This window comes from Planococcus sp. 1R117A (genome assembly GCF_051417975.1).
GTDB classification, from domain to species: domain Bacteria; phylum Bacillota; class Bacilli; order Bacillales_A; family Planococcaceae; genus Planococcus; species Planococcus shenhongbingii.
Map to the genome: position 1 here is coordinate 779,052 of NZ_JBPRLO010000002.1, position 25,589 is coordinate 804,640.

The window sequence follows — 25,589 nt, forward strand, 5'->3', positions numbered from 1 at the left end:
AAACCCACTCAGCAGGAGTGGGTTTCTTGTATTAGTTTGTTATTGCCTTAACGGCTTCAATTGCTTTATCGTAATCCGGGTGATCAGTGCCTTCAGAGACATATTCCACGTATGCGACTTTATCATTTTCATCGATGACAAAAATCGATCGTGCCAATAAACGAAGCTCCTCCATGGCAACACCGTATTCTTCACCAAAAGACAGATCCCGGTGGTCAGACAAAAGAGTAATGCCATTCGTGCCATTCTCTTCAGCCCAACGTTTCTGAGCAAATGGAAGATCAGCTGAAATCGTCAATACTTCCACGTTATCGCCAAGTGATGCCGCTTCTTGGTCAAAACGTTTAGACTGCAGCGAACAAACACCGGTATCAAGTGAAGGAACTACGCTGATCAAACGAACTTTCCCTGTCGTATCCTGCAATGTTACGGGGCTTAAATCATTTGCCAGAACGTTGAATCCTGGTGCCTGATCTCCCACTTTCACTTCTTTGCCTGGTAAAGTCACAGGATTTTGCTTAAACGTAATTTGTACCAATAATAACGCCTCCCTTTCAACATACCCTTATCTTACTAGAACGTTTCGGCCTCTTGCAACTCAGACCCTTCGGAACGTTTTTTCTCAAACAGAATTTGTTTGCGGTATGTGTCTTCATGGATGACTGTCGTATCTGCTACAAAGTCATGGATTCCTTGCTTTAATTTTGTAAAACCGACAATCCAGTACAAAGGCCAGATTGTTGCAGAGATAAAACGGCCTATCCACTCACGGAACAACAGCGTTCCCCATGACAGCTTTTCTTCTTTTAAAGATACGACACGCAGCCCTAATATCATTTTGCCTACTGTCTGTTCAAAAAACTTCGTCATCAGCACGAAATAGGCATAGAAAACGACAGCGGAAATAATGGCGTATGGGGCGTACCATGTACTGCTGGATGTTTCTAATCCAATCAATAAAAATATCGGTTTAATTAAAACGGAAGTGACGGAAGCAATGAGCAGAATGTCGATCAAGTATGCCCAGAACCGTACCCAAAATCCAGCAGGTTTGCGTTCATAAAACATTACTTCTTTATAATTCGGTTCAACAGGGCGATTGTTCTGCACATTTTCCACAGCATGAGTTTCATTATTCATATGATTCGTCATTGTCATCGCCCCTCCTTATTTTTCACCATATAAATACATCATACGCGGCGAGTTATTTTCGGTTAGCAATTTAGTGATCATTTGCGATTCCAGGTCTTTGCCAAACAATGAATTAAGCTTCATTGAAAACAGTGACCCAAGCCCTTGAGATGCTCCGTATTCAAACACTTCTGCATCTTCCAGGTTGAAATCTGTGCGGAGCGCGGCCAGCACATCTTCTTCGAAACCGAAGTCATCTGCCAGGTTCGCTTCTACTGCCTGTCTGCCATTCATGATGCGTCCATCAGCAAGCTTTTTAACCTGTTCCTCGGACATACCCCGCCCTTCTGCAATGACGTCAACGAATGTTTCGTAGGAATCATTCAGCATTTCCTGCAAGAGTGCCTGCTCATCTGCAGTCATTTCACGCGTCGGATTTCCGATATCCTTAAATGGCCCCGATTTGATCGTTACAAATTCCACTCCATACTTTTCTGCCAGTTTTCCGTAATTGACCGTTTGCATAATGACGCCAAGAGAACCCGTCATTGTTTCACGGTTAACAAAAATTTTGTCCGCCGGGGCTGAAATGTAGTAGCCGCCGGAAGCTGCAGTAGCGCCCATCGATACATAGAAAGGTTTTTTTGTTTCTTCCTGGATTTCTGTGATTTTGTCATGGATTTCTGCTGATTCGACTACTCCACCGCCTGGTGAATTGACTTTCAGCATGACAGCTTTTACCGTATCGTCATTTTTCACTTGCTCTAATTGATCCATGAACAAGCCGTGGTTATAACCGGTCTGTCCGAGCAGCGGAGAAGCTTCGCCTGTGTCTTGGATTGTTCCTTCCACATTCAATACCGCAATCCGGTTATTAAAATCTCCTTCTTCAATCACTTGCTCGGAAACGGCCGTTTCTGTTGTAGCCAGCAAATCATCTACTCCTGTGCCAAGGCTGCTCTGGAAAATTGCAAATGCCGAGTTAATGATCAACGAAATCCCCAGTATAGCTGCTGCTACTACCAATGCTATCCATCTTTTCGTATTCATTTATCATTTGACCTCCTTTTTTCTCTCTTTATTATACGGCTATCTTGTACAAATGTTTCATTTTACCTCGGATGAATCAATGCTGCGCATTCAATTTCTCTTTTTTAATGCCTCTTGCTTCCAAAACTTTTGAGGTCGTAAATATGAGCAACGCTACCCAAACGAATGAAAATGAAATTGCGCTAATTCGATTGAAGGACTCACCGTAAACCAATACGCCCAAAAGGAGCATCAACGTCGGTGCGATGTATTGCAAAAATCCGATCATATACATGGGGATAAGAGGAGCTCCTGTTGCAAATAAAACCAAAGGCAGCGCTGTAGCGGCACCGCTGATGATAAGCAGAATATCTGTCGAAGCTCCTTCGTTCAGGAAAGAAGCCTGGCTGGTGGAAAACAGATAAATATAGTAGATAATCGCAAGCGGCAACACAAATAAAGTTTCAAGTGCCAGTCCCCGCAGCGCATCCAATTTGATGGTCTTTTTGATCAAGCCGTAGAACGCAAAACTTAAAGCCATCCCAAAAGCCAGCCATGGCAGCGTACCATACGAGATTGCCAGGATGCTGACACCAATTGCCGCAAGGACAAATGCGACTTTAATGGCCGGTGATAATTTTTCTTTTAAAAAGAAAACACCCAGCAGCATCGAAACAAGCGGATTGATGTAATAGCCCATGCTCGTTTCAACAATCCGGTCGTTTGTAACGGCAAATATATACAAAAACCAATTGGCGGTTATCAAATAAGACGCCAGCATCAATAAGAAAAATGTCTTTTTGGATTGCCATAAACTCTTCAAGTCAGCAATCAATTGTTTTCCGCCATTTATCACAATGATAAACAAAACCGTCAAAACAAAAGCCCACAAGATGCGGGACGTCAATATTTCGTCACTTGGTACATGGTCGACTTGTTTCCAGTAAAGAGGTAATATCCCCCATATGGCGTAAGTTAAAATCGTATATAGTATGCCTTTTTTCTCTGCTGCCATCTCGCTTTTCTCACCATTCTTCCTTTTATTTTGTTTCTCGAAATAATAAAACTATTATATGCCCGTCTAATTCTAAAGTAAACAATTGAAAAAAGCAGCCAGTTTGCACCAGCCGCTCTTGCTTTTCGTTAAGTTGCTGAAAAGCCATTTCACTCTCGGTCATTTAATCGGCATTCCGTGTAAAGCACCCGCCTGGAGTGAAATGGAATATCAGTCCTCATACTTCCGCTCTTACTTTTTCGCTTGTTCTTTTTGGCGCAATTCGACGCGCCGAATTTTCCCTGATGCGGTTTTTGGCAATTCCTCTACAAACTCGATCGCTCTCGGATACTTATAAGGAGCTGTCAGTTCTTTCACATGATCCTGCAAGTTTTTGACGAGATCCTCGGAAGGTTCATGGCCTGGAACCAAAACGACAAATGCTTTAACGATCGTTCCGCGGATTTCGTCCGGCGCTCCGATTACTGCACATTCCTGAACAGCCGGATGTTTGACGAGTGCATCTTCCACTTCGAACGGTCCGATTGTATAGCCGGAAGAAATGATGATGTCGTCGCCTCTTCCTTCAAACCAGAAATAACCGTCATCGTCTTTCGATGCCTTGTCTCCCGTCACATAGTATTCACCACGGAACTGCATTTTCGTGCGTTCGTCGTCTTTGAAATATCCTTTGAATAATGCAGGCGTATTCACATGGACAGCAATGTCCCCCACTTCGCCAGCTTGCGCAGGGTTACCGAATTCATCAATGATTTCCACCCGGTTGCCCGGCGTCGGTTTCCCCATTGAACCGATGCGGATTTCCATCCCTTTCATAACTCCGACAAGCAAAGTGTTTTCTGTCTGGCCATAGCCGTCCCGGACTTCAAGGCCGAAGTTTTCTTTAAACACGTTGATCACTTCCGCATTCAACGGTTCACCAGCGGAAACTGCACTGTGCAAAGCCTTTAAGTCGAATGATGAAAGGTTTTTCTGTTTCGCCATCAAGCGGTACTCGGTTGGTGTACAGCATAATACATTGATTCCGCGGCGTTCCAGAATCTGCAGATAAACTTCCGGATCGAATTTGCCATTATAAACAAATCCGGTTGCTCCGCTGCCCAAAGTTGCAAGGAAGGGGCTCCAAATCCATTTCTGCCATCCAGGGCTGGCTGTCGCCCATACCAAATCGCCTTCTTGTGCACCGAGCCAATGCTCTGCCGAAGTCCGCAAATGCGCATAAGCCCAGCCATGGCTATGCACTGCGCCTTTAGGGTTCCCTGTCGTTCCTGACGTGTAAGATAAAAACGCCATATCGTCATTTCTCGTATCGGCAGCTTGATAAACGTCAGAAGCTGATTCCATTTCTTCCGTCAACGAAACCCATGACTGATCGGAATGGCCAATAACGAATTTAATGACATTTTTCATTTCTTCCACTTCATTGAATTGATCCATGAATGGTTCATATGCAATGACGGCTTTTGCATTGCTATGGTTCAAACGGTAAGAGATGTCTTTAGCCCGCAGCATTTCAGAACTTGGAATTACAACCAGGCCTGCTTTCAATGCGCCTATGTACGCGACATACGCTTCAATCAAGCGCGGCACCATCACGAGGACAATATCCCCTTTTTTCAAACCTGCTTTTTCAAAACTGTTCGCTGCCTTATTGGCCCGGAGAATCAGTTCATCGTATGTAACTTGCTGGGAGTCTCCTTTGTCATTTTCCCAAATAATCGCTAATTTGCCGTCGCCTGCAGCAAATTTTTCAATTTCTTCGACTAAATTATAACTTTCCGGTGCCAGCAATTCTTCACGATTCATTATGTATCCCCCCTATATGAATGAATGACTTTATACTTCTATTATTATACAGGAAGATTTTTATTATTCAAAATCATTATAAAAAAAGAAAAAACAGCTAAGAGTAAAATTTAGCTTTTACTCTTAGCTGTTTTTATCGTTCTTTTATAGCAAGCCCTCGAACTTCGCTTCCTGCACCCTCGGAAATCTAATGGTTTCCCGTTCTTGCACCGCTTCTTGAATCAGATCATCAAATGATACAAATTTTTCGTAGTATTCCACTTTCTCAAGCTTCGGCTTCGTCTTCGGACTAGCCGGCGTGAAAATCGTGCAGCAATCTTCAAAGGGACGAATGGAAATCTCATAAGTACCGATTTGCTGTGCCGTTTCAATGATATCCAGCTTGTCCATCGCGATCAACGGCCGCAGCACTGGCGTATTCGTCACTGCATTGATGGCATGCAGCGACTCTAAGGTTTGGCTGGCTACTTGCCCGAGGCTCTCTCCTGTAATGATTGCCTGGCATTTTGTTTCTGCATGCACCAAGTCAGCGACGCGCATCATCATCCGCCGCGTCGACGTCATCGTGATATTATCCGGCACTTGTTTATGCACTTCCTGCTGCAGTTTCGTAAACGGAATGATATGCAGATTGACCGAAGAACCAAACTGGCTCAACTTATCCGCCAGATCCAACACTTTTTCTTTTGCCCGGTCATTGGTGAATGGAGGGCTGAAGAAATGGATCAACTCCAGCCTTACCCCTCGTTTCAGCATATGATAGCCAGCAACCGGGCTGTCGATGCCACCGGACAGCATTAAGAGCGCTTTTCCACCCGCCCCCACTGGCAAACCGCCAGCGCCTGGAATCACTTCTGCCATCATATACGCCGCTTCTTCACGAATCTCCACTTTCAGTTCAATATCCGGATGCTTCATTTGGACAGTCAATTCCGGAAAGTTGCGAAGTACATGTGAACCGATTTCCTGCGTAATTTCGGGTTTCTCATATGGAAAAGCTTTATTCGGACGTTTCACTGACACTTTAAAGCTTTTGTTTTGGCGGTCCACTTTACTGACCACTGCAATCGCTGCTTGCTTCATCGCATCAAACGTCAATTCTGACTGGGTTACCGGGCTGAACGATTGGATGCCGAAAACCAGTGGCAATCTTTCCAACACTTTCTCCATATCCTTTTCCTCATCTGAATAGATAAACATGCGGTCGCGCTCTGCTTTGATCCGGATGCTTTCTAAGTCAGAAAACGTCTGGCGGACGTTATCCCGCAGCCGTCCGATAAACGAGCTGCGGTTTTTTCCTTTGGTTGATAGTTCCCCGTAACGGACAAGGACTTGGTTTGTTTTCATGCTGTTTGAACTCCTTTATTTCCCTGTAAATTTATTAAACTAAACGGTAAACCCGCTCGAATGCCTTTTTCAATTCCACTATATCCTGCGCGGTGGTAAACGCTCCGAAGCTGATGCGAATGACCCCTTCTTTAAATTCACGGGGGACACCGATCGCTTCAATCACATGGCTGATTTCTTTGCTTTTGGATGAGCAGGCACTGGATGTCGAGACAATGACCGATTCCTGTTGAAGCCCCGTTACCAAAATCTCACCTTTCAAGCCTTTCAGTGCAATCGCCAATATATGTGGAGCTGCTGTTTCCGGACTGATAATTTTAACCCCATTAAATCCTTTGAAAAATGTGCGAAGGTCTTTGTTCCATTCTGCATAGTCAGACTTTAGTTCTGCCAGGCGCAATGCCTTTGCCAGCGCTGCCGCTTGCGGCACGGCTACTGTCCCGCTTCGCAAACCGAACTCCTGCCCACCGCCGTGGAGAATTGCCTCTAATTCCACTTGGTTATACGCCAAAACCCCACTGCCTTTCAGTCCATGAATTTTATGGCCTGAGATGCTTAATAAGTCCGGCATGGAATCAGCAGGAAGTTTAACTTTTCCAATGCTTTGGACAGCATCTACATGGAATAAAGTCCGAGATCCTTTCAGCAGCTTTTTGATTTCTGCAATTGGATGGATTGTACCGATTTCATTGTTGACATGCATCAAGCTTACAAGAATCGTATCTTGTCTGAGTGCGTTATTCAACTCATTCAAATCGATGGCACCTGAACGATCGACTGCCAAACGCGTGATATCAAACCCTTGCTGTTCAAGAGCTTCTAAGCTTTTCAGCACAGATGGATGCTCGGTGACTGCTGTTATGATGTGTTTTCCCCGGTGCTGGTAAGCTTTAGCAACACCGAACAATGCTAAATTATTCGATTCGGTCCCTCCGGATGTAAAGATGGCGTGTTCCATCTTTAATAATTGCTTGATTTGGGCACGCGCCCCTTCCAATAAATCCTCTGCTTCGTTTCCCATCCGGTGAATGGAGGCAGGATTCGCATAATATTGCTCGTTTACTGTGATAAAAGTTTCGAGCACTTCTTTTCTAGGTTTGGTTGTTGCGCTATTGTCCAAGTAAATCATTTTCTCCACCTCCGAAAAGAAAACCACCAGCACGGGAGCTGGTGGTTTTCTTTTTGTTTTTAAACTCGCCACGCTTCTTCTTTAACCAGTACCTCAATACGTTTCATTGAACCTGGTTCAAAGCTTTCGACAGCTGTAGCTGCCTCGTCTAATGCTTTCGTATACCGGAGCTGTCTGAACGATTCTTCTGCTTCCATCAACTTGGCATGCATCTGTGGATTCGTTTTTCGGTAGCGGTTGCCGTATTGGATGATGCGTTCAATCAGCAGCACGTTTTCAATCATTTCTTTTGCTTTTTCTTCTACGTCTTCAATGCTTTTCTCAGCTTTCACTAAGTAATTATCAACTAATTTCATATTTAATGGAACTTCCTGCAAACCTTGCATGGCGACAAATAAATGCTCTTCCGCTTCTTCAAGCCGGACATCCATTTCTTCCGGAATGCCTGGTACATTGGCTTTATACAGCATTCTGTCGGTTTCCTGCAATTGGCGCTTCAAGTCTTCCACTCTAGCGCGGGCTTCAATTTCATCAATTCGCAGGCTCTTCAACGAGCTTGTGAAGTCATGCTGAATGACATCGATTTTTGCCAGCTCTTCCTGGATGATCAACAGTTCTTCTTCGAGACTGGAATATGCAGCATGTTTTTCTTCAGAACGGGATTTAAGTAAATCGAACCGCTGCTGCAAATCTTCCAAGGTTTGCAAACAGGCTTTAGGAATCGCTGCATCGCTGTCCGAAATTTTATAACTTTGCTGGACCACTACGCACTCGTCATACATATCACGAGTATCACGTGTAATCAGTTCCAGATGGCGCGATGTTTCTGCTTTATGCTGATCCACATAATGCTTTGCTTTAACTTCTTTTTCAAGCAGCTCATAAAACGAATCAATGCGCTCTTTCATCGCTTCAACTTTTTCTTTTGTCTCCGCGACATTCAGTTCCGCAATATTCTGTTTCATCACAACCAGCTCTTGCTCCATGTCATCTAATTGGTCCGTCAATTCCAAGTGGTTCAAATAATAGGATTGGCTTTCCATTTCTCGGATTCCATTGCGCAGTTCATTGATATAAGACGGTATTTTTGAGTGGATGTCCGTTAACAGCGGCGGAATGTCATCGATCAAAGAAAAAACATAATTTCCTTCATCTGCTAAGCCCATAACGATTTCCCGGGCTTTCAGATAATTTCCTTGCTCAGTCAATTGATCGTATTCGGCAAATAGCGGTGAGAACGATTCGAGTCTCTTTTCAAGAGGAACAGCCGCCGCTCCATACGAATGCTGATGAGCCAATAAGTTTTTCCGCGCCAGGCGGTAATGGTCTCTCATCATATCCATTTCGCTGCGGTTTTTCTCTTCACTGCCGATTAATTCTTCAAGTTCACTTAAGATTTCATTCATCTGCCGGTCGACATCATCGATGCGGACTTCGACGTCATTTTCAATCTCTGAAGCTTTTCCGAATCTGAAGCGGTCAATCGCATCTTCTGCATCAAAGAGGGATGCATCAATTTTCGGAATATGTACATCCATAATTTCCGTCCATATGTCACGCCAGCGCTCAAACATTTCTTCGGTCTGGCCGTTCATGTTCAATTGTTTTACTTTTGTCAATTCTTCGAGTATCGGTTTGTTTTGTATTTGCAGTTTTAATTGTTCCAAGCGTTCAATTTCCGCGTTATGCTTCTTGCGAAACAAAAAGCCGACGATAATTACCGCTAATAGAATGATGACCGCAATGATGATATACTTCATCATAAGTCATATAGCCCCCTGTTCAAAATCACATTTCCTATTCTATATAAATGTTTTACATGATTCTACTATTTTAACATGTATTCTACTCTTTTGTTTGTGAAAATAGAAGAAATGAAAGAAATATTTTCAAACCTTGAAAGAAAGCTGGTGTTTTTATGAAAAGAGATGGACATATCCACACTCCTTTTTGTCCTCATGGCACTAAAGACAAACTGAATGCCTACATAGAAAAAGCGATCGAATCCGGTTTTGGTGATATTTCCTTTACCGAACACGCTCCCCTCCCCTCTTCTTTCATAGATCCGACTCCAGAGAAAGACAGCGGGATGAATTTGGAGAATATGCTCCCTTATTTGGACGCCATACGACAAGCAAAAGATGCATATAAACATGATATTCTCATCCGAGTTGGATTGGAGGTGGATTATATTGTTGGTTATGAAACGGAAACCCGTTCTTTCCTTGAAGAATATGGCCCCTCTCTCGACGATTCTATTTTATCCGTTCATTTCCTTAGAGTAAACGATGAATATCTTTGCATGGATTACAGCAGTGAAGTTTTTATGGCGCTAGCTCAAAAAGCCGGCTCGGTTCAAAACGTCTACGATCTATATTACGATACCGTAGAAGCTTCGATTGCAGCTCAGCTTGGCCAGTTTAAACCAAAAAGAATCGGCCATCCGACGCTCGTCCATAAATTCCAGCTGGCTCATGGGGAAAAAATCGATGATTCCCGCCGCATTCAAGGCGTCTTTGAAAAAATCGCTGAAGCCGGCTATGAAATGGACTTGAATGGCGCCGGCTTTTCCAAGCCTGATTGCCTGGAATCTTATCCGCCGGCAAACTTCATCCCTGTTGCCGAATCTCTTCGAATTCCGCTGGTGTTCGGTTCAGATGCCCATAGCGTTAATGGCTTGCATAAGCATTACGACAAACTTTATAATTAAAAAAGCACCAATGCCGATATAATCTTCAAGGCATGGAATTCTTGTCCATGCCAATCATAAAACGAAATGAGGCCTATCATGTTCACTCAAACAAGTTACAGCGGTACAAGCATAGAACAATACACGCTGCTTGGAAAGCAGTTAGATGCTCTATTGGAAGGTGAATCCAATACCATCGCTAATTTAAGCAACGCTTCCGCATTGCTGAACCAATTTTTAGAACGGATCAACTGGGTCGGTTTTTATTTAATGGAAGATGGTGAACTTGTACTCGGTCCATTCCAGGGTCTTCCGGCATGTGTCCGGATCCAGGTGGGCAAAGGGGTCTGTGGAACTGCGGTTTCTGAAAAGAAAACCATGCTCATTGAAGATGTCCATGCTTTTCCTGGACATATTGCCTGTGACGCAGCTTCTCAGTCCGAAATTGTCATTCCATTGATTAAAGACGGTGAAGTGATTGGGGTTCTTGATATCGACAGCCCAGAACTCAGCCGCTTTACGAAAGAAGACCAAGAAGGCCTCGAACTGTTTACAGCCGTATTATTGAAGCATCTTTAAAAAATGAAAACGCCCGGACTTCCATTTGAGAAGTCCGGGCGTTTTGTTATGCTTTCTGCAATTTTGCTTTTACCGTTTCAAATGCTTTCGCCAAGTCTGCCGTCAAATCATCTACATGTTCAAGACCGACTGATAAACGCATCAAAGATTCTGTTATTCCCATCGCTTCCCTGCTTTTTTGCGGAACCACAGCATGGGTCATTGAAGCGGGATGCTGGATAAGTGTTTCAGCATCACCCAAGCTGACGGCAATCTTAATCAGCGATAAAGCGTTCATAAACGCTTGTGCTTCTTTTTTGCCGCCTTCGATTTCAAATGAAATCAATCCTCCGCCGTCACGCATCTGGCGTTTTGCAATTTCCACTTGTGGATGATCGTCATCAAATGGATAATAAATCTTTTTCACTATCGGTTCTTGTTTCAAAAACTCCAGCACTTTCTTTGTATTTGAAATGTGCCGGTCCATTCGGACATGGAGAGTTTTCATACCGCGAAGCAAAAGCCAGGCATCAAATGGTGACATAATCCCCCCGACATCTTTCTGGACGCTCATTCGGATCCGCTGCATTTCTTCTGCATCTTTGCCGACCAATATGCCGCCTACTACATCCCCGTGGCCGTTCAGATATTTAGTGGCGCTGTGCAAAACAAAATCCGCGCCTATCTGCAAAGGATTCTGCAAATAAGGGGAGCTGAATGTATTATCAACTACTACACGCAGGCCGCGCCTTGCAGCCACTGCACAGACCGCTTCCAGATCCACAATTTCCATCGTCGGATTGATCGGAGTTTCAACATAAATGCATACGGTTTCTGGACGTAATGCCTGTTCAACTTCCTGTTCAGTAGTCATGGCAACCAAGTCATGGGTAATGCCATATTTCTCTTCCATCATTTCCAGAAGGCCAAAGGTACAGCCGTAAATCCCCCGAGAACAAAGAACGTGGTCTCCAGCTTTTGTCAGGTGAATCAATATCGCACTGACAGAGGCCATTCCCGAGCCAAATGCAAGTGCCCCTTCCCCGTATTCAATTTCTGACATGCGTTCTTCCAATACCCGGACTGTCGGATTTCCTAAGCGGGAATAAATATTGCCTTCACAAGTCCCGGCAAAACGGTCTTCGCCTTCTTCCGCAGTCGCAAACGAAAATGTTGAAGTCTGATAAAGCGGAGTCGCTAAGCTGTCGTGATGAAGTGAACTTTTATACCCCTTATGAATTACTGCCGTCTCCAAATTAATCGTTTTTTCATTCATAGTTATACACCCCTTAGCCAAAATAGAAAGCGCTTACATTATATCTACTTTCATTTTACCTTGAATAGTAAAAAAAGGAAAGCTGCCTTTTCTTGAAGCTGGGTATAACTATTGACTTTTGAGTGACCATCCGGTTATACTATAGTTTGTGTAAAATAATCGCAGCAGTTGTATGTGCGTGTCTGTCCATTTTATTCCTCTATAGTAGGTGTATCGCGTAACTCATGGCTGCAGAGCGAAGGTACAAGAATATAAAATGGCTTACAGCATGAATGCATCTGGTTTTTATTTTACTTCAAAAACCAAAAACAGAGGAGGAGACATATATGTCTCGTTATACAGGTCCAGCATGGAAACTGTCCCGTCGTCTAGGAGTATCTCTTAGCGGAACAGGTAAAGAATTAGAAAAACGCCCTTACGCACCAGGTCAACACGGTGCTAACCAACGCAGAAAAGTTTCTGAGTACGGTTTGCAACTTCAAGAAAAACAAAAACTTCGTTTCATGTTTGGTGTTAACGAACGCCAATTCAAAACTTTATTCAACAAAGCCGGCAAAATGCCAGGTAAACACGGTGAAAACTTCATGATCTTGCTTGAAGCTCGCCTTGATAACGTTGTTTATCGTTTAGGTCTTGCGCGCACTCGCCGCCAAGCTCGCCAATTGGTAAACCACGGCCATATCCTTGTTGATGGCAAACGCGTTGACATTCCGTCATTCAGCGTAAAACCAGGACAAACAATTGCTTTCCGTGAAAAATCAAACAACCTTGATGTAGTAAACGAAGCAATCGAAGTAAGCAACTTTGTACCTGAATATGTATCAATCGATGCTGACACTAAAGTAGGTACTTTTGTACGCTACCCAGAGCGCAGCGAATTGTCTGCTGAAATCAGCGAACAGTTGATCGTTGAATACTACTCACGTTAATAAAAGTGCTTAGTAAACGATAGTATTTAAAACCCTGAAAACCTTGTTAAATCAAGGACTTTCAGGGTTTTTTCTATTTACCTGCTTTTTGTAATACATCGGACTAGATCGTTCTTTTTTTTGGGGGACAAATAATAAGTGGACAGGCGCTCATCATACAAAAAAACGCCAAACCTTTTTCGGCTCGGAATATACTTATCTTCCTCTACCGGATCACGCAGCATTTGAACATGCTCGGTTAAAAACATTCCTTGCCATTTGATGCTACCCCTGTCTTTAATGTCCCCTACTCGGCGCATGTTCTTGTTGATTTTCAATTCATTCGCCTCTTTTCATTTTAAAGTTAAAGGGTTGACTTCACTGATCATCATGAGATCAATCAGGGCGTATGCTCCTTCGTCTTTCTGCAACAGCATCATGGTCATATTGTAATTCACTTTTTCTATTCGGCACCGTTCCTTTAATGCCTCCTGCATCTATGCTCTCTGTTTTGCCAGAGAGAAGGTCAGAAGCAGTGGCATTACCCGAAGTTCCTTCACCCTGTAAGATAAAAGACGTTGTACTGGCGTTGTAGCGCACCGTGTAAATGCCATTCGCTTTGAGATTTGAAACGGTGTTCCCATTCGCTTTTTTGAGGGGTACCAAGCCTGTTCACATTTAGACTTATATTCGTTATATCTGTGATTTTTTAGATTTCAAGTATCTGTTTGGATTCGGCTAACTCATACTGTTGGCAGCTTACAATATAACTCCCTCTTCTTCACGCTCTCTTCTAATTTTTAAAATCTGTAAACTGGATACACTGCCTTTATTCACAAAGACAATATAGTAAATTAATATAGGGTTAATACTTATGTCTTATAGTTTAACTACATCTTAGAAAAGGAGTGTATTTTATGAAATTAAAATCATTAACTGGAATAATCATCATTGTAAGTGCTGTAATTTTAATTACTACCAACTTTAGCACTTTCTCCGTTCAAGGGAAGGTCAATGAGAATGAAAAGCTTCAATTTAACTCTGATGGCAAGTATAAGATTGTACAATTTAACGATATCCAGGATGACGAGGATGTCGATTCCCGTACGATCGAATTGATGAACACGGTGCTTGATGATCAAAACCCGGATATAGCCATATTAAATGGTGACATGCTTACTGCTGAGCTTGATACTGCCGAAGAAGTGAAGCAAGCCTTGGATACCATTGCACAGCCAATGGAAGATAGAGGCATCCAATGGGCAGTTACTTTTGGTAATCATGATGAAGACCATACACCGAAGACCGGTTTGGATGAAACGGATATGCTTGAAATTTATATGTCTTATGAACACAATGTAAACAAGCCGGGACCTAAGGATGTTACTGGAACTGGCAATACAAACCTGGTTATCAATAACTCCAAGAATACAGATCCAGCCTTTAACATCTGGCTATTTGATAGCGGCAGATATGCTCCAGACGAAGTTGCAGGACAGAATTTTGATGGTTATCAAACATGGGATTGGCTCCGCCACGATCAAGTTGAGTGGTACTCTGAAACATCAGAAAAACTGGAGCAAACAACTGGACATAAAGTTCCATCACTGGCATTCATGCATATTCCACTGCCTGAATTCGAAAACATGTGGTATGCAAGTCCATCCGACAGAACAGAAGAAAGTCATCAGAAAGCAGTAGAAAAACATAATATCGTAGGTGAAAAGAACGAATGTATATGCACAGGTCCTTTTAACAGTGGTATGTTTGCAGCGATGCTGGAAAGAGGCGATGTGAAAGGCGTCTTCTCTGGTCATGACCACATCAATACTTTCGTTGGGGACTATTACGGAATCAAATTAGGCTACGCAGGAAGTACTGGATTTGGAAGCTATGGCCTTGGCGGCGAAGAAAACGACAGGCTGCGCGGTGCACGGGTATTCAACCTGGATGAAAATGCAGAAGGTGTACTCGTTGACACAAAAATGCTTTTCGCTGAGGACTTTGGGATTCAATAACTTTATTAATTGCATATAGAAAATATCATTAGCTAAGCCACCTATTATACATTCAGGTGGCTTTTCATATGATTTCCTTTCAAAAAGTGACAGACCTCCCGATTATAAAGACTTACATTCTTTTGTGGCTTCAGTATTGCTTATCCCGCCAAACTGCTGCACTAGGCCATAAACTTAAAGCACATAATACCGATAATCCAAACCTATGCTTTTCAGGAATCTTGAATCATAATATTCTGTTAGATGAACAAAAAAATTTTGACTGTCCTACAATGTTTTTGTTTTCTACGATTAACCTGCAAAACCCCCTAAACGATTGAATCGTTTAGGGGGTTTTGATATTCGAGATGATTGATAGAAGTGGAAAACTGCGGTCTGCAGGTTTGGGATGTCTCACGCAGAAAACATCCCCCTGCTTCTGTATTGCTTCGCTAACTTCGAAACATGAAAATGCGTTGGAGCACTTTCTTCAATCCTTCTCTCTCATCACATTATTTAACAAGTTCATTTTGATTCACTTTCAACGCCTGAGCCAATGTATTGTACACTTCAATATCTGTAAATTTAATGCCTAGATGCACTGCAGTCTGGGCAATCACTGGGCTTATGCCGGATAATGCCGCTTTCACTCCGATGATGTTCAAACCGCTGATCAGCTGGAAAACTTGCTGGGCAACCATCGTGTCGATAATCGGCACACCTGACAAATCAATCACCAGTCTTTCAAGATTGTGTTTCGAACACTGTTTCAACGTTTTCTCAAAAATGATCTGTGCACGGTGTGTAGTGATTTCTCCTACAAGCGGAAGAAAACCGGAACTTTTTGTCAATAAAATAACAGGTGCACTCATTTCAACAATCATTTGCTGTTGAGCTTGCAGCCGTTCTTGTGCCACTTTCGTATTCTGAGCGGTAAATTCCAGGATCACTTTGCCGATGGCTCGGACCACTCCAAGATTCCATTGGTTCAACTCATCGAAACTGACTTGTTCTTTGTAACGGGAGGCATATTCCGCAATAATTTCAAGGTATTGCTGCTGTGTACGGAAAAATTCTTCAATGACGACAACGATCGGTGTTGCTAAATGAGCGTCATCTGTTGCGATTTCCTCAATCCATTCCTGAAAATCCTTAAAAAAATCATCTTGCTCTTTTGAAAACATCGAACAAAACTGCACATGAAAATCATGATTTTGGCGTTTAAGATTTTCGATTTCATTTGGGTTGTTCGTGCTATAAACGCCCCCTTTGTTTTTATCCAGCGTTTCATACCAATACTCCGTCATTTCCCAAGTGCGTCCACGTAAATATTCATATAACTCCTGATTTTTTAACATTCTTTTCCTCCTGCTTCAGTCCACACGTTCAGCCGGAATTTTAACTTTCCGAGATCTTTTGCAGTCTGCCGATAAATTATATTTTTAACAATGATAATACATTGTTCACTCTCCTGCATTCTTTCATAACAACTATTTCAATATATTCCAATTTAACAGAAATGTTAAAGCCTTGTCTATTTTGGTTCTAAATCCCGCTATGGTAAACTATAAAAAAGCGGAGGTGCAATCCATGAGAATCATTTCAATTTGTCCCAGCAATACAGAGATCCTTGCTTTCATTGGCGCAGAACATTTACTGGTGGGGATCGACGATTATTCTGACTGGCCAATTCACGTGACAAGTCTGCCGAGGCTTGGGCCTGATTTGTCTATCCGGATGGATGAGCTGGAAGCTTTAAAGCCGGATCTGGTGCTTGCTTCACTCAGTGTGCCGGGGATGGAAAAAAACGTAGACGAGCTGGTTCGACGGAAAATTCCTCATTTGGTCTTAAATCCACAAACGCTCTCTGAAATCGGCCATGACATGCTGGCTGTAGGCAATGCATGCGGAATCGACGCTCAACCCGTACACGCTGAGTTTCTTTCAATCATCGGGGAAATCAAAAACCGCTCGTCACAGGCCAAAAACCGCCCGTCACTTTACTGGGAATGGTGGCCGAAACCCGTTTTTACACCCGGCAGCGTCAATTGGCTGACCGAAATCAGTGATATTACTGGAGCCCGCAATGTATTTGATGACGTTCCGTCAGCTAACTTCCAGACCGACTGGGAGGATGTATTGCAACGGAACCCCGACTATATCCTTCTTGCCTGGGTTGGCATTATGACATCTAAAGTAAAACCAGAGCTAGTCCGAAAAAGGCCCGGTTGGAATTCGATGAATGCTTATGAAGAAATCCATATTATGAAAGAAGAGCTGTATTGCCGTCCTTCTCCGCGGCTGATTGAAGGAGCAATCCATTTAGGCAAACTAATTCATCCTGAATTGTTCGAAGACATGGAATTGCCGAAGTTCATACTTGAAAAGCAAGCATAGAAAATGATTTGGCACCTTTCAACTCCATATAAAATGCGCAGCCCGGTACCCGGGCTGCGCATTTTATCTTCTATATTTTAAATTACAATCCTGCCTGACCTCTTTTATTCGGTCCGCCTAAATCATCTTCTAGACCGGCATCACTGTCACTGCCTAACGGTGAGCTTTTATCGCCTCTTGTTGTGGTGCTGCGCTCACTGCCGATCAATGGATCCTGATTATGATTTAACGCAGTGCTGTCTTTGATCAGTCCGGTATCTGCGTCTCGATCACTAGTATACGTTTCGCGGGTAATTCCAGAATCTGAATCACGCGTAAATGCATCTTTGGTCGAGCCTATATCTGCATCTCTTCCGCTTGTGCTGGTAAAGGAGTCCCGGTCATTTCCAAGACGTGAATCGCGATCATTATTTATAATTGAATCTCTTCCCAATGTAGTATCGGTTTGGTCGCTTATATATGTTTCACGCGTGACGCCGGTTCGCGAGTCACTGCCGCTAATGAACGCATCGCGATCATTGTGGTCAGGAATTGCGCTGCTGTTATCATCCACTAAAACTAAAATCCGTCCTTCATTAAACTGGGTTTCGTATTCCTGTGCCTCATCTTCCGGAATTCCTAAGCCGATTAAAGCGCCAGTAAGACCGCCGACGCCAGCACCTGCTGCTGCTCCAGTCAAGCCAGCTACAATCGGTCCTGCCGCGACAATCGGACCAATTCCGGGGATTGCCAATGCCCCGATTCCAGCAAGAACTCCTCCGAGTCCACCAAGGGCTCCTCCTGTTACCGCACCAGTAGCGGCGCCTTCTCCAGCATGTGTACCGGTTTCTCCTGTTACATTTTCGATTTCTTTTTTGTCTTTGCTGAGAACTGAGATATCTTCAGAACGATACCCTTTTCTTTTAAGATCTTCAATCGCACTGATTGCTTCATTTTCAGAATGATAAGAACCAACTACTTTTGACATTCCGTAACGCCTCCTCAGTTTTTGGTGACTCAAAGATATCCTACAATTTCAAAATACCCTGAGGTCTTTCTTTTAAACATGGCAGGCATGGCTCCGTTCTATATTTAAAACAGATGTAATACGAATGTTACCTGCACGACATTGTTGTATCTTTAGAGCTTCTGTCGATGATTTTAATCTGTCAGCCAGAAAGGATTCCCTTGTCTCGATATTTACAAAGGAAAATCTCAAATTCATCGCTCTTGTTAAAAGCTTGTTCGAAAAATCCATTTAACACAGCTTCCTGTAACTTTTCCTGTTCATTCCAGTCTACTTCTGAAAGACCTAAGGAGGGATTCCCATTATCAGGAACTTTTCAATCCTCATTACAGTAGTTTTATTGATCACCGGCTTTACTTATTTTGCTTCACCTCCATTTCCAGCTGTCAAAATCGGCAGCCGAAACATTCAGGCAACCGCTGGATCTTACTGCTGGGACAGCTTCTTAAAATCCGAATGCGTCGACATGGGCTACGCTTCTCCATGGGAACAAGGACATCAGAAAGCCTTGGCAGAAGTCGATGCTCATTCGGAAATTACTTTGTCATTCTCCAAAGAACCTTTATCGGAAAGCTTGTCTATTGAACTTTGGACTAGCGAAACAGAAACCGCTGAAGTTTTATTTGAAAAAGGCAGAATCACCGCACCAAGCGAACCCGGCGTCTATGTCTATCATTTTTATGCCAGCTGGGAACAAGGCAGCCGAAGTTTTGCTTTTCCTATAAAAGTGAATTAAAAAAAGCCGGGAAAATCCCGGCTTTTTACTATCTCCATTAAGTTTTATTGAAACTGTACCATATGATATTTTTTCTTGCCGCGCCGTACAATGGCAAAGGCATCTTCCAAACGGTCTTTTTCATCTACGATATATTCCAGGTCGGTCACTTTCTCTCCGTTCACTGAAATTGCCCCGTTCGTCACGTCTTCTCTGGCCTGGCGTTTTGAAGAAGTAATCCCCGCCTCAACGATCAAATCAACAATGCTTTTGGGTTCTTTCACCATTTCAACAGAAGGGACATCTTTGAATGCCGCTTTCATCTCTTCGGCCGATAAGGCTTTCAAGTCACCGCTGAATAATGCTTTGGTAATACGCTGCGCGTCTTCAAGCGCTTGTTCTCCGTGGATGAGTTTGGTCATCTCTTCTGCAAGAACCGTTTGGGCTTTGCGCAGATGTGCTTCTGTTTCCACAGCTTTTTCAAGCACTTCGATTTCGTTGCGGCTGATGAATGTGAAGATTTTCAAGTATTTAATAACATCGGCATCCGCGGTATTGATCCAGAACTGGTAAAACTCGTACGGTGATGTCTTTTTGGCATCTAGCCAAACTGCGCCACCGGCCGATTTTCCGAATTTTGTACCGTCTGCTTTTGTTACCAGTGGAATCGTAATGCCGAATGCTTTAGATTCTTCGTCATGGGTTTTGCGAATCACTTCAAGCCCTGAAGTAATGTTGCCCCATTGGTCAGAGCCGCCGATTTGGATGCGGCAATTGTAATGGTCGTACAAGTGGTTGAAGTCGATCGCCTGGATCAGTGTGTACGTAAACTCAGTGAACGAAATGCCGCTTTCCAAGCGGGACGCCACTGATTCTTTCGCCAGCATGTAATTAACCGAAATCAGTTTTCCGAAATCGCGCAAAAACTCAATCACGCTCATTTCGCCGATCCAATCCCGGTTGTTGACCATGCGTGCCCCATTTTCTGACTCAAAGTCAAAAATCTGTTCCATTTGCACTTTGATCGCTTCTACGTTTTTATCAATCTGTTCAGTAGATTGAAGCTGGCGTTCTTCGTTGCGGCCGGAAGGATCTCCGATCATTCCAGTAGCCCCTCCAACCAGCAAAATCGGCTGATGGCCGTGCATCTGGAAACGGCGCAGCGTCAGCAGCGGCACGATATGCCCAATATGCATGCTGTCTGCAGTAGGATCCACTCCGCAGTACAAAGAAATTTTCTGTTCATCAAGCAGTTTTTCCATTCCTTCTTCGTCTGTTTGCTGGTACAGCAAACCTCTCCATTTTAAATCCTCAATCAATTCGTTACCCATTCCAATTCCTCCTCTATAAAATAAAAAAGCGCTAACACTCACACAACCCCCAAGAGGCTGTGTGCTGGGTCTGGACAATAAAAAAAGTCCCTGCATGAAATTCATGCAGGGACGCTTTTGCGCGGTACCACCCAGCTTGGAGAAACAGATTCTCCCGACTCTAATGTGCCATACGGGGCACTTCCGTAAACTCCAAGCCTGTAATTCAGCCGCTGCGTTTTGACCGGTTCGCACCATCCACCGGCTCTCTTGACAAAGCTCGCACGCCCTACTTCGGACTCTTCTTCGTTTGAATATGAAAATATATTAGTTAGTTTACTTTAATCTCACACATTGTCAATCTTTTTCGTTGCAATAAAGAGAATATGCTATAATAAAGCCAGATTTAGGAGGAGGATTACAGTGCAAGAAAAGATAAAAAACGTTCTCAGGCAAACTGAAGAAACTTTAAATAGATGGACCTCCGCAAAGTGGTATAAAAGGCTAAGCATCACCACTGGCGTCTTTTGGAACTTGGCCCTTTTGCTGGCCATTATACTGGTAGCCGGCGGGGTTTTTGCCGCTTCAGTAGGAGCCGGATATTTCGCATCTTTGGTGGACGAAGAAAAACTTCGGACCCCTGATGAAATGCGCGGTGAAATCTACAGCTATGAAGAAACGTCCGAGATGTTTTTCGATAATGATGTTTATATCGGAAAAATCCGCACCGACTTGGAACGGAAAGAAACCCAGCTGGATAAGGTTTCAAAAAAAGCGCTTGACGCCGTTCTTGCTACAGAAGACGAGTATTTTCTGGAACATGATGGAATTGTGCCAAAAGCCATTCTTCGCGGACTGTTCCAAGATGTATCAAACTCTGATAGCCAAACAGGCGGCTCTACATTGACCCAGCAGCTTATTAAAAACCAGATTTTAACGAATGAAGTTTCCTACGAACGGAAAGCAAAAGAAATTCTGCTTGCCATGCGGCTTGAGAAATTCATGACAAAAGACGAAATCATGGAAGCTTATTTGAATATCATTCCTTACGGCCGAAATTCTTCCGGAGCAAATATTGCCGGGATTGAAACAGCAGCTAATGGCATTTTCAACGTTCCGGCAAGTGAATTGAATCTGCCTCAAGCGGCATTTATTGCCGGAATTCCAAAAGCTCCTTTCCGCTATACACCTTATTCTTCATCTGGGGATTTGAAAGAGCCCGAAGGATTGCAGCCAGGAATTGACCGGATGAAAACCGTTCTGTTCCGAATGAAAGAAACTGGCTATATCACGGAAGACGAATATAACCAGGCTCTTGCTTACGATATCGTAAAAGATTTCCGTACAGACGAACTGCGTTCATATGAAAAATATCCGTATATCACTGTTGAATTGGAAAAACGGGCGTCGCGCCTTATAATGGATGTGCTTGCTGAAAAAGACGGCATCGACCCGGCGTCTCTAAAAGAAAATGATAAACTATACGAAGAGTATGCCATTCTGGCTGACCGGGCTGTCCGTTCAAACGGTTACCGGATTCACTCAACCATTAACAAAGAAATGTACGATGCACAAGAAAAAGCGAAAAATGCCTATAATAAGTATGGCACTACTCTTACAGTAGCCTCGGTCAATGAAGAAGGCGAAGAAGAAATGAAAGAACTTCCCGTCCAAGTCGGCAGTATGACGATTGAAAACAAAACCGGCCGGATCTTAAGCTTTGTCGGCGGACGTGACCATGATATAGAAAAGTTGAATCATGCTACACAAGCCTATCGTTCAATCGGTTCTACGGTTAAGCCTTTGCTGGTTTACGGACCTGCCATTGAATTTGGCGCAATCGGAGCCGGCAGTCCCGTTGTCGACGTGAAATTCAAAGTAAATGACAACGGAAAAGCATGGGAACCGGCTAACTTCATACCAACCAGCGAACAAGGCATTATGCCAGCGCGCGATGCATTGGCACAGTCACAGAACTTGCCTGCCCTTCGCTTGTATGGCCAGATTAAAGAGAAAATGCCGATCAACTATTTGATCAATGCAGGCTTCTCAAAAGTAGTTGAAAGTGAAAACTATAATGCTTCTGCTGCCCTCGGAGGCGGTATTGAAGGTTCAGTTGAAGAACTGACAAGCGGCTATGCCACACTTGCCAATGGCGGCAAAAAAATAGAACCATTTATGATCCAACGAATTGAAGATGCGGATGGCAATGTGCTGTATGAACATAAAGTGGAAGAAAAGGAAGTTTACACACCTCAAACTGCTTATATTGTGACAGATATGCTTCGCGATGTATTTGAAACAGACAGAGGCACCGCAAACCGGGCAAACGGATTACTGGAATTTGAAGCTGATTTTGCCGGCAAGACCGGTACAACTCAGGAAACGAGAGATGTCTGGTTGGTCGGCTACAACCCAAATGTAACGATGAGTGTTTGGCTTGGTTATGATCAAGAAAAATATTCACTTGATAATTTCAGAAATACCAATATCCAGCCATCTACTCGAGCCAATGAGCTATGGGCCAGTTTGATGAACACGGCATACGAAAAAAATCCTGACTTGATCGGGACAAAAGAAACATTCAAAGCTCCAGAAGGTGTCGTGACCCGTTCATTCTGCAGCATTTCCGGACTTGCGCCGGGTGGAGGCTGTTCATCAGGCAGCCTTGTAGCATCTGATTTGTTCAATGAAAACGTCATGGTGCCAAAGAAAGCAGACGACAGCTTAACATCAGGTTCTTATACAACTGTTGACGGCAGCCGTTATTTAGCACTTGACAGCACACCAAGAGAATTTGTAACGAGCGGCGGATCAGGCGTGTCACAAGCCTTTATCGACCGAATGCTTGCACCGTTCGGCGGAGATGCCAGCAAGCTATTCCCTGGAGATTCAAGATTTTCTAAAGTCGTATCCGGAGCTTCACTGAAACATGATGGAGTCGCCCCAGCAGGCGTCAGCGCCAGCATTAGTGGTACAACCATCACTTGGAGTGATTCTCCTTCCAGTGACATTGTTGGGTACCGCGTCTATAGAAGCGGCGGCGAATCATTGGCTTCCATTTCCGAATCCCGCAGAAATTCATTCAAAGTTCCGGGATCAGGCAGCTATTATGTCGTCGCGGTTGATATAACTGGCAAGCAATCTTCGGCATCCAATACGGTGAGTGTCGCAGAAGCGAAGCCAAAGCCTAAGCCTGCTCCGAAAAAGGAAAAAGAAAAAGATACGGATAAAGAAAAACCTGATACTCCACCGGCAGACGAACCCGAAGAAACGCCGGAAGAACCAGCGAAGCCTGAGGAACCAACTGAAACGCCGGAAGAACCGACGGAACCCGAAGAGCCTGAAGAACCAGCGGACGAACCTGCGGAACCAGAAGAACCAACGGAACCAGAAGAACCTACAGAACCAGAAGAACCTACAGAACCAGAAGAACCTACAGAACCGTAAGCACATGCAGCAACTCGATCCACTAAAAAGCCCTCAGCTGAGAATTCAGCTGAGGGCTTTTCAATTAGCTTATTAATCTTCCATAGTCGACAAATCACCTGTAGGCAAATCTAATTCCCATGCTTTCAAGACGCGGCGCATAATTTTTCCGCTGCGTGTTTTTGGCAGCTTGTCTTTAAATTCGATTTCTTTTGGGGCCGCATGTGCAGCAAGCCCTTTTTTAACGAATTGCTGGATGTCCTGGGTTAACTCTTCGGATGGCTCATAGCCTTCATTTAATGCGACGAACGCTTTGATGATTTCCCCTCGCACCGGATCCGGTTTCCCGATGACCCCTGCTTCCGCAACAGCTGGATGCTCAAGCAATTTGCTTTCCACTTCAAATGGACCAACACGCTCTCCCGACGTCATGATGACATCATCCACCCGGCCCTGGAACCAGAAATAGCCTTCTTCATCCATATATGCTGAATCACCAGATACGTACCATTGGTCTTTCAGGAAATAAGACTCGTATTTTGAAGGGTTATTCCAGATTTGGCGCATCATGGCTGGCCATCCTTTTTCAATTGCTAAGTTCCCCATTTGATTTGGAGGCAGCTCATTACCTTGATCATCTACAATGGCTACTTTGATGCCTGGAACCGGTTTCCCCATCGATCCCGGCTTAATGGCCATGGACGGGTAATTACAGATGGTCTGTGCTCCTGTTTCAGTCATCCACCATGTATCATGAATCCGTTTATCAAATACTTGCACTCCCCATCGCACAACTTCTGGATTCAGAGGTTCTCCGACAGATAAAACATGGCGCAACGTAGACAAATCAAATTCTTTCACCAAGGCGTCACCCGCGCCCATCAACATGCGGAAAGCGGTTGGCGCACTGTACCAGACCGTTACACCGAAATCTTCAATCGCTTTATACCAGCCTTCCGGCGAGAAGCGTCCGCCTAAAATAAGCGTAGTAGTTCCCGTCAGCCATGGTGCAAATACCCCATAAGCCGTTCCCGTCACCCAGCCTGGGTCTGCAGTACACCAGTAAACGTCCTGTTCTTTCAAATCCAATACCCATTTCGCAGTCTGATATTGCTGAACCATTGCATACTGGGCATGCAAAACACCTTTTGGTTTGCCCGTGGACCCCGATGTATAATGCAGTACAAGCCCGTCTTCTTTATCCAGCCATTCTATCTCAAACTTGTCGGAAGATCCGTTAAGGTGCTTCAGGAAATCCACTGTTTGGCTGTCTTCTTCGATGTTTTCCCCGACCAGGAAAATCGTCTTCAAATTTGGCAGGCGGTCATATGGCACACGTGGAAGCAGTTCCGGCGTTGTAATGATCGCCTTTGCGTCACTGTCATCCAAACGGTCATAAATTGCGCCTTCCATGAACGCTTCAAACAATGGCCCGACAATCAGCCCCATTTTTAAAGCGCCGAACATCGCAAAATACAACTCAGGTGAACGCGGCATAAAAATGAACATGCGATCTCCTTTTTCCAAGTCCGAATGCGCTTTCAATAAATTAGCGGCCCGGTTTGTCATCCGCTTCATTTCATAAAACGTGTAAGCTTCATGTCTGTTCTGGTCTTTATAGTAAAGAGCCACTTTATTTTTGCGATCGGATTCAGCGTGGCGGTCAATCGCTTCATAGGCCATATTCACTTTCCCCGTCTGATGCCAACTGAATTCCTTCTCCACTTCAGCCCAATCAAATGCTGAAGCCACTTCTTCATAATTATGTAGGTGATGCTCCCCTTGTGTTGCTGGTATAGTTTCCACTTTCATCCCAATCATCCTTTCGCATTGATTCTCTTTCATTC

22 protein-coding genes are annotated in these 25,589 nt (G+C 43.9%); 7 read left to right on the plus strand and 15 right to left on the minus strand.

The annotated features are described in order from the left end of the window. Nucleotides 1-31 precede the first annotated feature (31 nt). The 8 genes from tpx to ezrA form a co-directional block, all read right to left on the minus strand. Nucleotides 32-538 carry a thiol peroxidase gene (tpx, locus tag ACSFXN_RS09295; protein ID WP_437149820.1) on the minus strand — a complete coding sequence of 169 codons (507 nt, stop codon included), beginning with the start codon at nt 536-538 and terminating at the stop codon, nt 32-34. A 35-nt stretch (nt 539-573) separates the two neighbouring features. Beyond that, nucleotides 574-1,152, minus strand: a complete 579-nt coding sequence (locus ACSFXN_RS09300; RefSeq protein ID WP_437149821.1) for an RDD family protein — start codon at nt 1,150-1,152, stop codon at nt 574-576. A gap of 15 nt (nt 1,153-1,167) precedes the next feature. Continuing rightward, nucleotides 1,168-2,181 carry a signal peptide peptidase SppA gene (gene sppA / locus ACSFXN_RS09305; RefSeq protein WP_437149822.1) on the minus strand — a complete coding sequence of 338 codons (1,014 nt, stop codon included), beginning with the start codon at nt 2,179-2,181 and terminating at the stop codon, nt 1,168-1,170. A 76-nt stretch (nt 2,182-2,257) separates the two neighbouring features. Then, the gene (gene rarD / locus ACSFXN_RS09310) at nt 2,258-3,175 is read right to left on the minus strand and encodes an EamA family transporter RarD (protein WP_437149823.1); all 918 of its coding nucleotides are present in this window, start codon (nt 3,173-3,175) and stop codon (nt 2,258-2,260) included. 231 nt (nt 3,176-3,406) lie between these two features. Further along, the gene (mbcS, locus tag ACSFXN_RS09315; RefSeq protein ID WP_437149824.1) at nt 3,407-4,981 is read right to left on the minus strand and encodes an acyl-CoA synthetase MbcS; all 1,575 of its coding nucleotides are present in this window, start codon (nt 4,979-4,981) and stop codon (nt 3,407-3,409) included. Nucleotides 4,982-5,125: 144 nt separating this feature from the next. Then, complete coding sequence (gene thiI, locus ACSFXN_RS09320; RefSeq protein WP_437149825.1) at nt 5,126-6,328, minus strand: tRNA uracil 4-sulfurtransferase ThiI; 1,203 nt, start codon at nt 6,326-6,328, stop codon at nt 5,126-5,128. Between the two features lie 34 nt (nt 6,329-6,362). Continuing rightward, nucleotides 6,363-7,457, minus strand: a complete 1,095-nt coding sequence (locus tag ACSFXN_RS09325; protein WP_437149826.1) for a cysteine desulfurase family protein — start codon at nt 7,455-7,457, stop codon at nt 6,363-6,365. Nucleotides 7,458-7,516: 59 nt separating this feature from the next. After that, nucleotides 7,517-9,220, minus strand: coding sequence for a septation ring formation regulator EzrA (gene ezrA, locus ACSFXN_RS09330; RefSeq protein ID WP_437149827.1), 1,704 nt, complete (start codon nt 9,218-9,220; stop codon nt 7,517-7,519). 155 nt (nt 9,221-9,375) lie between these two features. On the opposite strand from ezrA, the gene hisJ reads away from it, so the two are divergent. Both hisJ and ACSFXN_RS09340 read left to right on the plus strand, forming a co-directional pair. After that, complete coding sequence (gene hisJ, locus ACSFXN_RS09335; RefSeq protein WP_437149828.1) at nt 9,376-10,167, plus strand: histidinol-phosphatase HisJ; 792 nt, start codon at nt 9,376-9,378, stop codon at nt 10,165-10,167. A gap of 78 nt (nt 10,168-10,245) precedes the next feature. Further along, nucleotides 10,246-10,725: a GAF domain-containing protein gene (locus tag ACSFXN_RS09340; RefSeq protein ID WP_437149829.1), complete on the plus strand. Its 480-nt coding sequence runs from the start codon at nt 10,246-10,248 to the stop codon at nt 10,723-10,725. Between the two features lie 46 nt (nt 10,726-10,771). Here the strand turns inward: ACSFXN_RS09340 and megL are convergent, their stop codons facing one another. Then, the gene (megL, locus tag ACSFXN_RS09345; protein ID WP_437149830.1) at nt 10,772-11,980 is read right to left on the minus strand and encodes a methionine gamma-lyase; all 1,209 of its coding nucleotides are present in this window, start codon (nt 11,978-11,980) and stop codon (nt 10,772-10,774) included. Nucleotides 11,981-12,306: 326 nt separating this feature from the next. On the opposite strand from megL, the gene rpsD reads away from it, so the two are divergent. Next, the gene (gene rpsD / locus ACSFXN_RS09350; protein WP_437149831.1) at nt 12,307-12,909 is read left to right on the plus strand and encodes a 30S ribosomal protein S4; all 603 of its coding nucleotides are present in this window, start codon (nt 12,307-12,309) and stop codon (nt 12,907-12,909) included. A 77-nt stretch (nt 12,910-12,986) separates the two neighbouring features. Here the strand turns inward: rpsD and ACSFXN_RS09355 are convergent, their stop codons facing one another. Both ACSFXN_RS09355 and ACSFXN_RS09360 read right to left on the minus strand, forming a co-directional pair. Continuing rightward, on the minus strand, nt 12,987-13,226 hold the full coding sequence (locus ACSFXN_RS09355) for a hypothetical protein (RefSeq protein WP_437149832.1): 240 nt from the start codon (nt 13,224-13,226) through the stop codon (nt 12,987-12,989). Nucleotides 13,227-13,241: 15 nt separating this feature from the next. Then, nucleotides 13,242-13,385: a hypothetical protein gene (locus ACSFXN_RS09360; RefSeq protein WP_437149833.1), complete on the minus strand. Its 144-nt coding sequence runs from the start codon at nt 13,383-13,385 to the stop codon at nt 13,242-13,244. Nucleotides 13,386-13,805: 420 nt separating this feature from the next. On the opposite strand from ACSFXN_RS09360, the gene ACSFXN_RS09365 reads away from it, so the two are divergent. Further along, nucleotides 13,806-14,906 (plus strand): metallophosphoesterase family protein, encoded by a 1,101-nt coding sequence (locus ACSFXN_RS09365; RefSeq protein WP_437149834.1) that lies wholly within the window; start codon nt 13,806-13,808, stop codon nt 14,904-14,906. 491 nt (nt 14,907-15,397) lie between these two features. Here ACSFXN_RS09365 and ACSFXN_RS09370 read toward each other — a convergent pair whose 3' ends face one another. Further along, a complete protein-coding gene (locus ACSFXN_RS09370; protein ID WP_437149835.1) occupies nt 15,398-16,243 on the minus strand; it encodes an STAS domain-containing protein in 846 nt (281 codons plus the stop codon). 232 nt (nt 16,244-16,475) lie between these two features. On the opposite strand from ACSFXN_RS09370, the gene ACSFXN_RS09375 reads away from it, so the two are divergent. After that, nucleotides 16,476-17,282, plus strand: a complete 807-nt coding sequence (locus ACSFXN_RS09375; RefSeq protein WP_437149836.1) for a cobalamin-binding protein — start codon at nt 16,476-16,478, stop codon at nt 17,280-17,282. A gap of 82 nt (nt 17,283-17,364) precedes the next feature. Here the strand turns inward: ACSFXN_RS09375 and ACSFXN_RS09380 are convergent, their stop codons facing one another. Further along, entirely contained in the window at nt 17,365-18,249 is an 885-nt protein-coding gene (locus ACSFXN_RS09380; protein ID WP_437149837.1) for a general stress protein, read from the minus strand. Between the two features lie 505 nt (nt 18,250-18,754). On the opposite strand from ACSFXN_RS09380, the gene ACSFXN_RS09385 reads away from it, so the two are divergent. Next, nucleotides 18,755-19,024 (plus strand): hypothetical protein, encoded by a 270-nt coding sequence (locus ACSFXN_RS09385; protein ID WP_437149838.1) that lies wholly within the window; start codon nt 18,755-18,757, stop codon nt 19,022-19,024. A 44-nt stretch (nt 19,025-19,068) separates the two neighbouring features. Here ACSFXN_RS09385 and tyrS read toward each other — a convergent pair whose 3' ends face one another. Further along, nucleotides 19,069-20,334: a tyrosine--tRNA ligase gene (tyrS, locus tag ACSFXN_RS09390; protein WP_437149839.1), complete on the minus strand. Its 1,266-nt coding sequence runs from the start codon at nt 20,332-20,334 to the stop codon at nt 19,069-19,071. A 402-nt stretch (nt 20,335-20,736) separates the two neighbouring features. Between tyrS and ACSFXN_RS09395 the strand changes: the two genes are divergently transcribed. Then, entirely contained in the window at nt 20,737-23,763 is a 3,027-nt protein-coding gene (locus ACSFXN_RS09395) for a transglycosylase domain-containing protein (protein ID WP_437149840.1), read from the plus strand. A 72-nt stretch (nt 23,764-23,835) separates the two neighbouring features. On the opposite strand, the gene acsA is transcribed toward ACSFXN_RS09395, so the two are convergent. After that, the gene (acsA, locus tag ACSFXN_RS09400) at nt 23,836-25,554 is read right to left on the minus strand and encodes an acetate--CoA ligase (RefSeq protein WP_437149841.1); all 1,719 of its coding nucleotides are present in this window, start codon (nt 25,552-25,554) and stop codon (nt 23,836-23,838) included. Nucleotides 25,555-25,589: the final 35 nt, after the last annotated feature.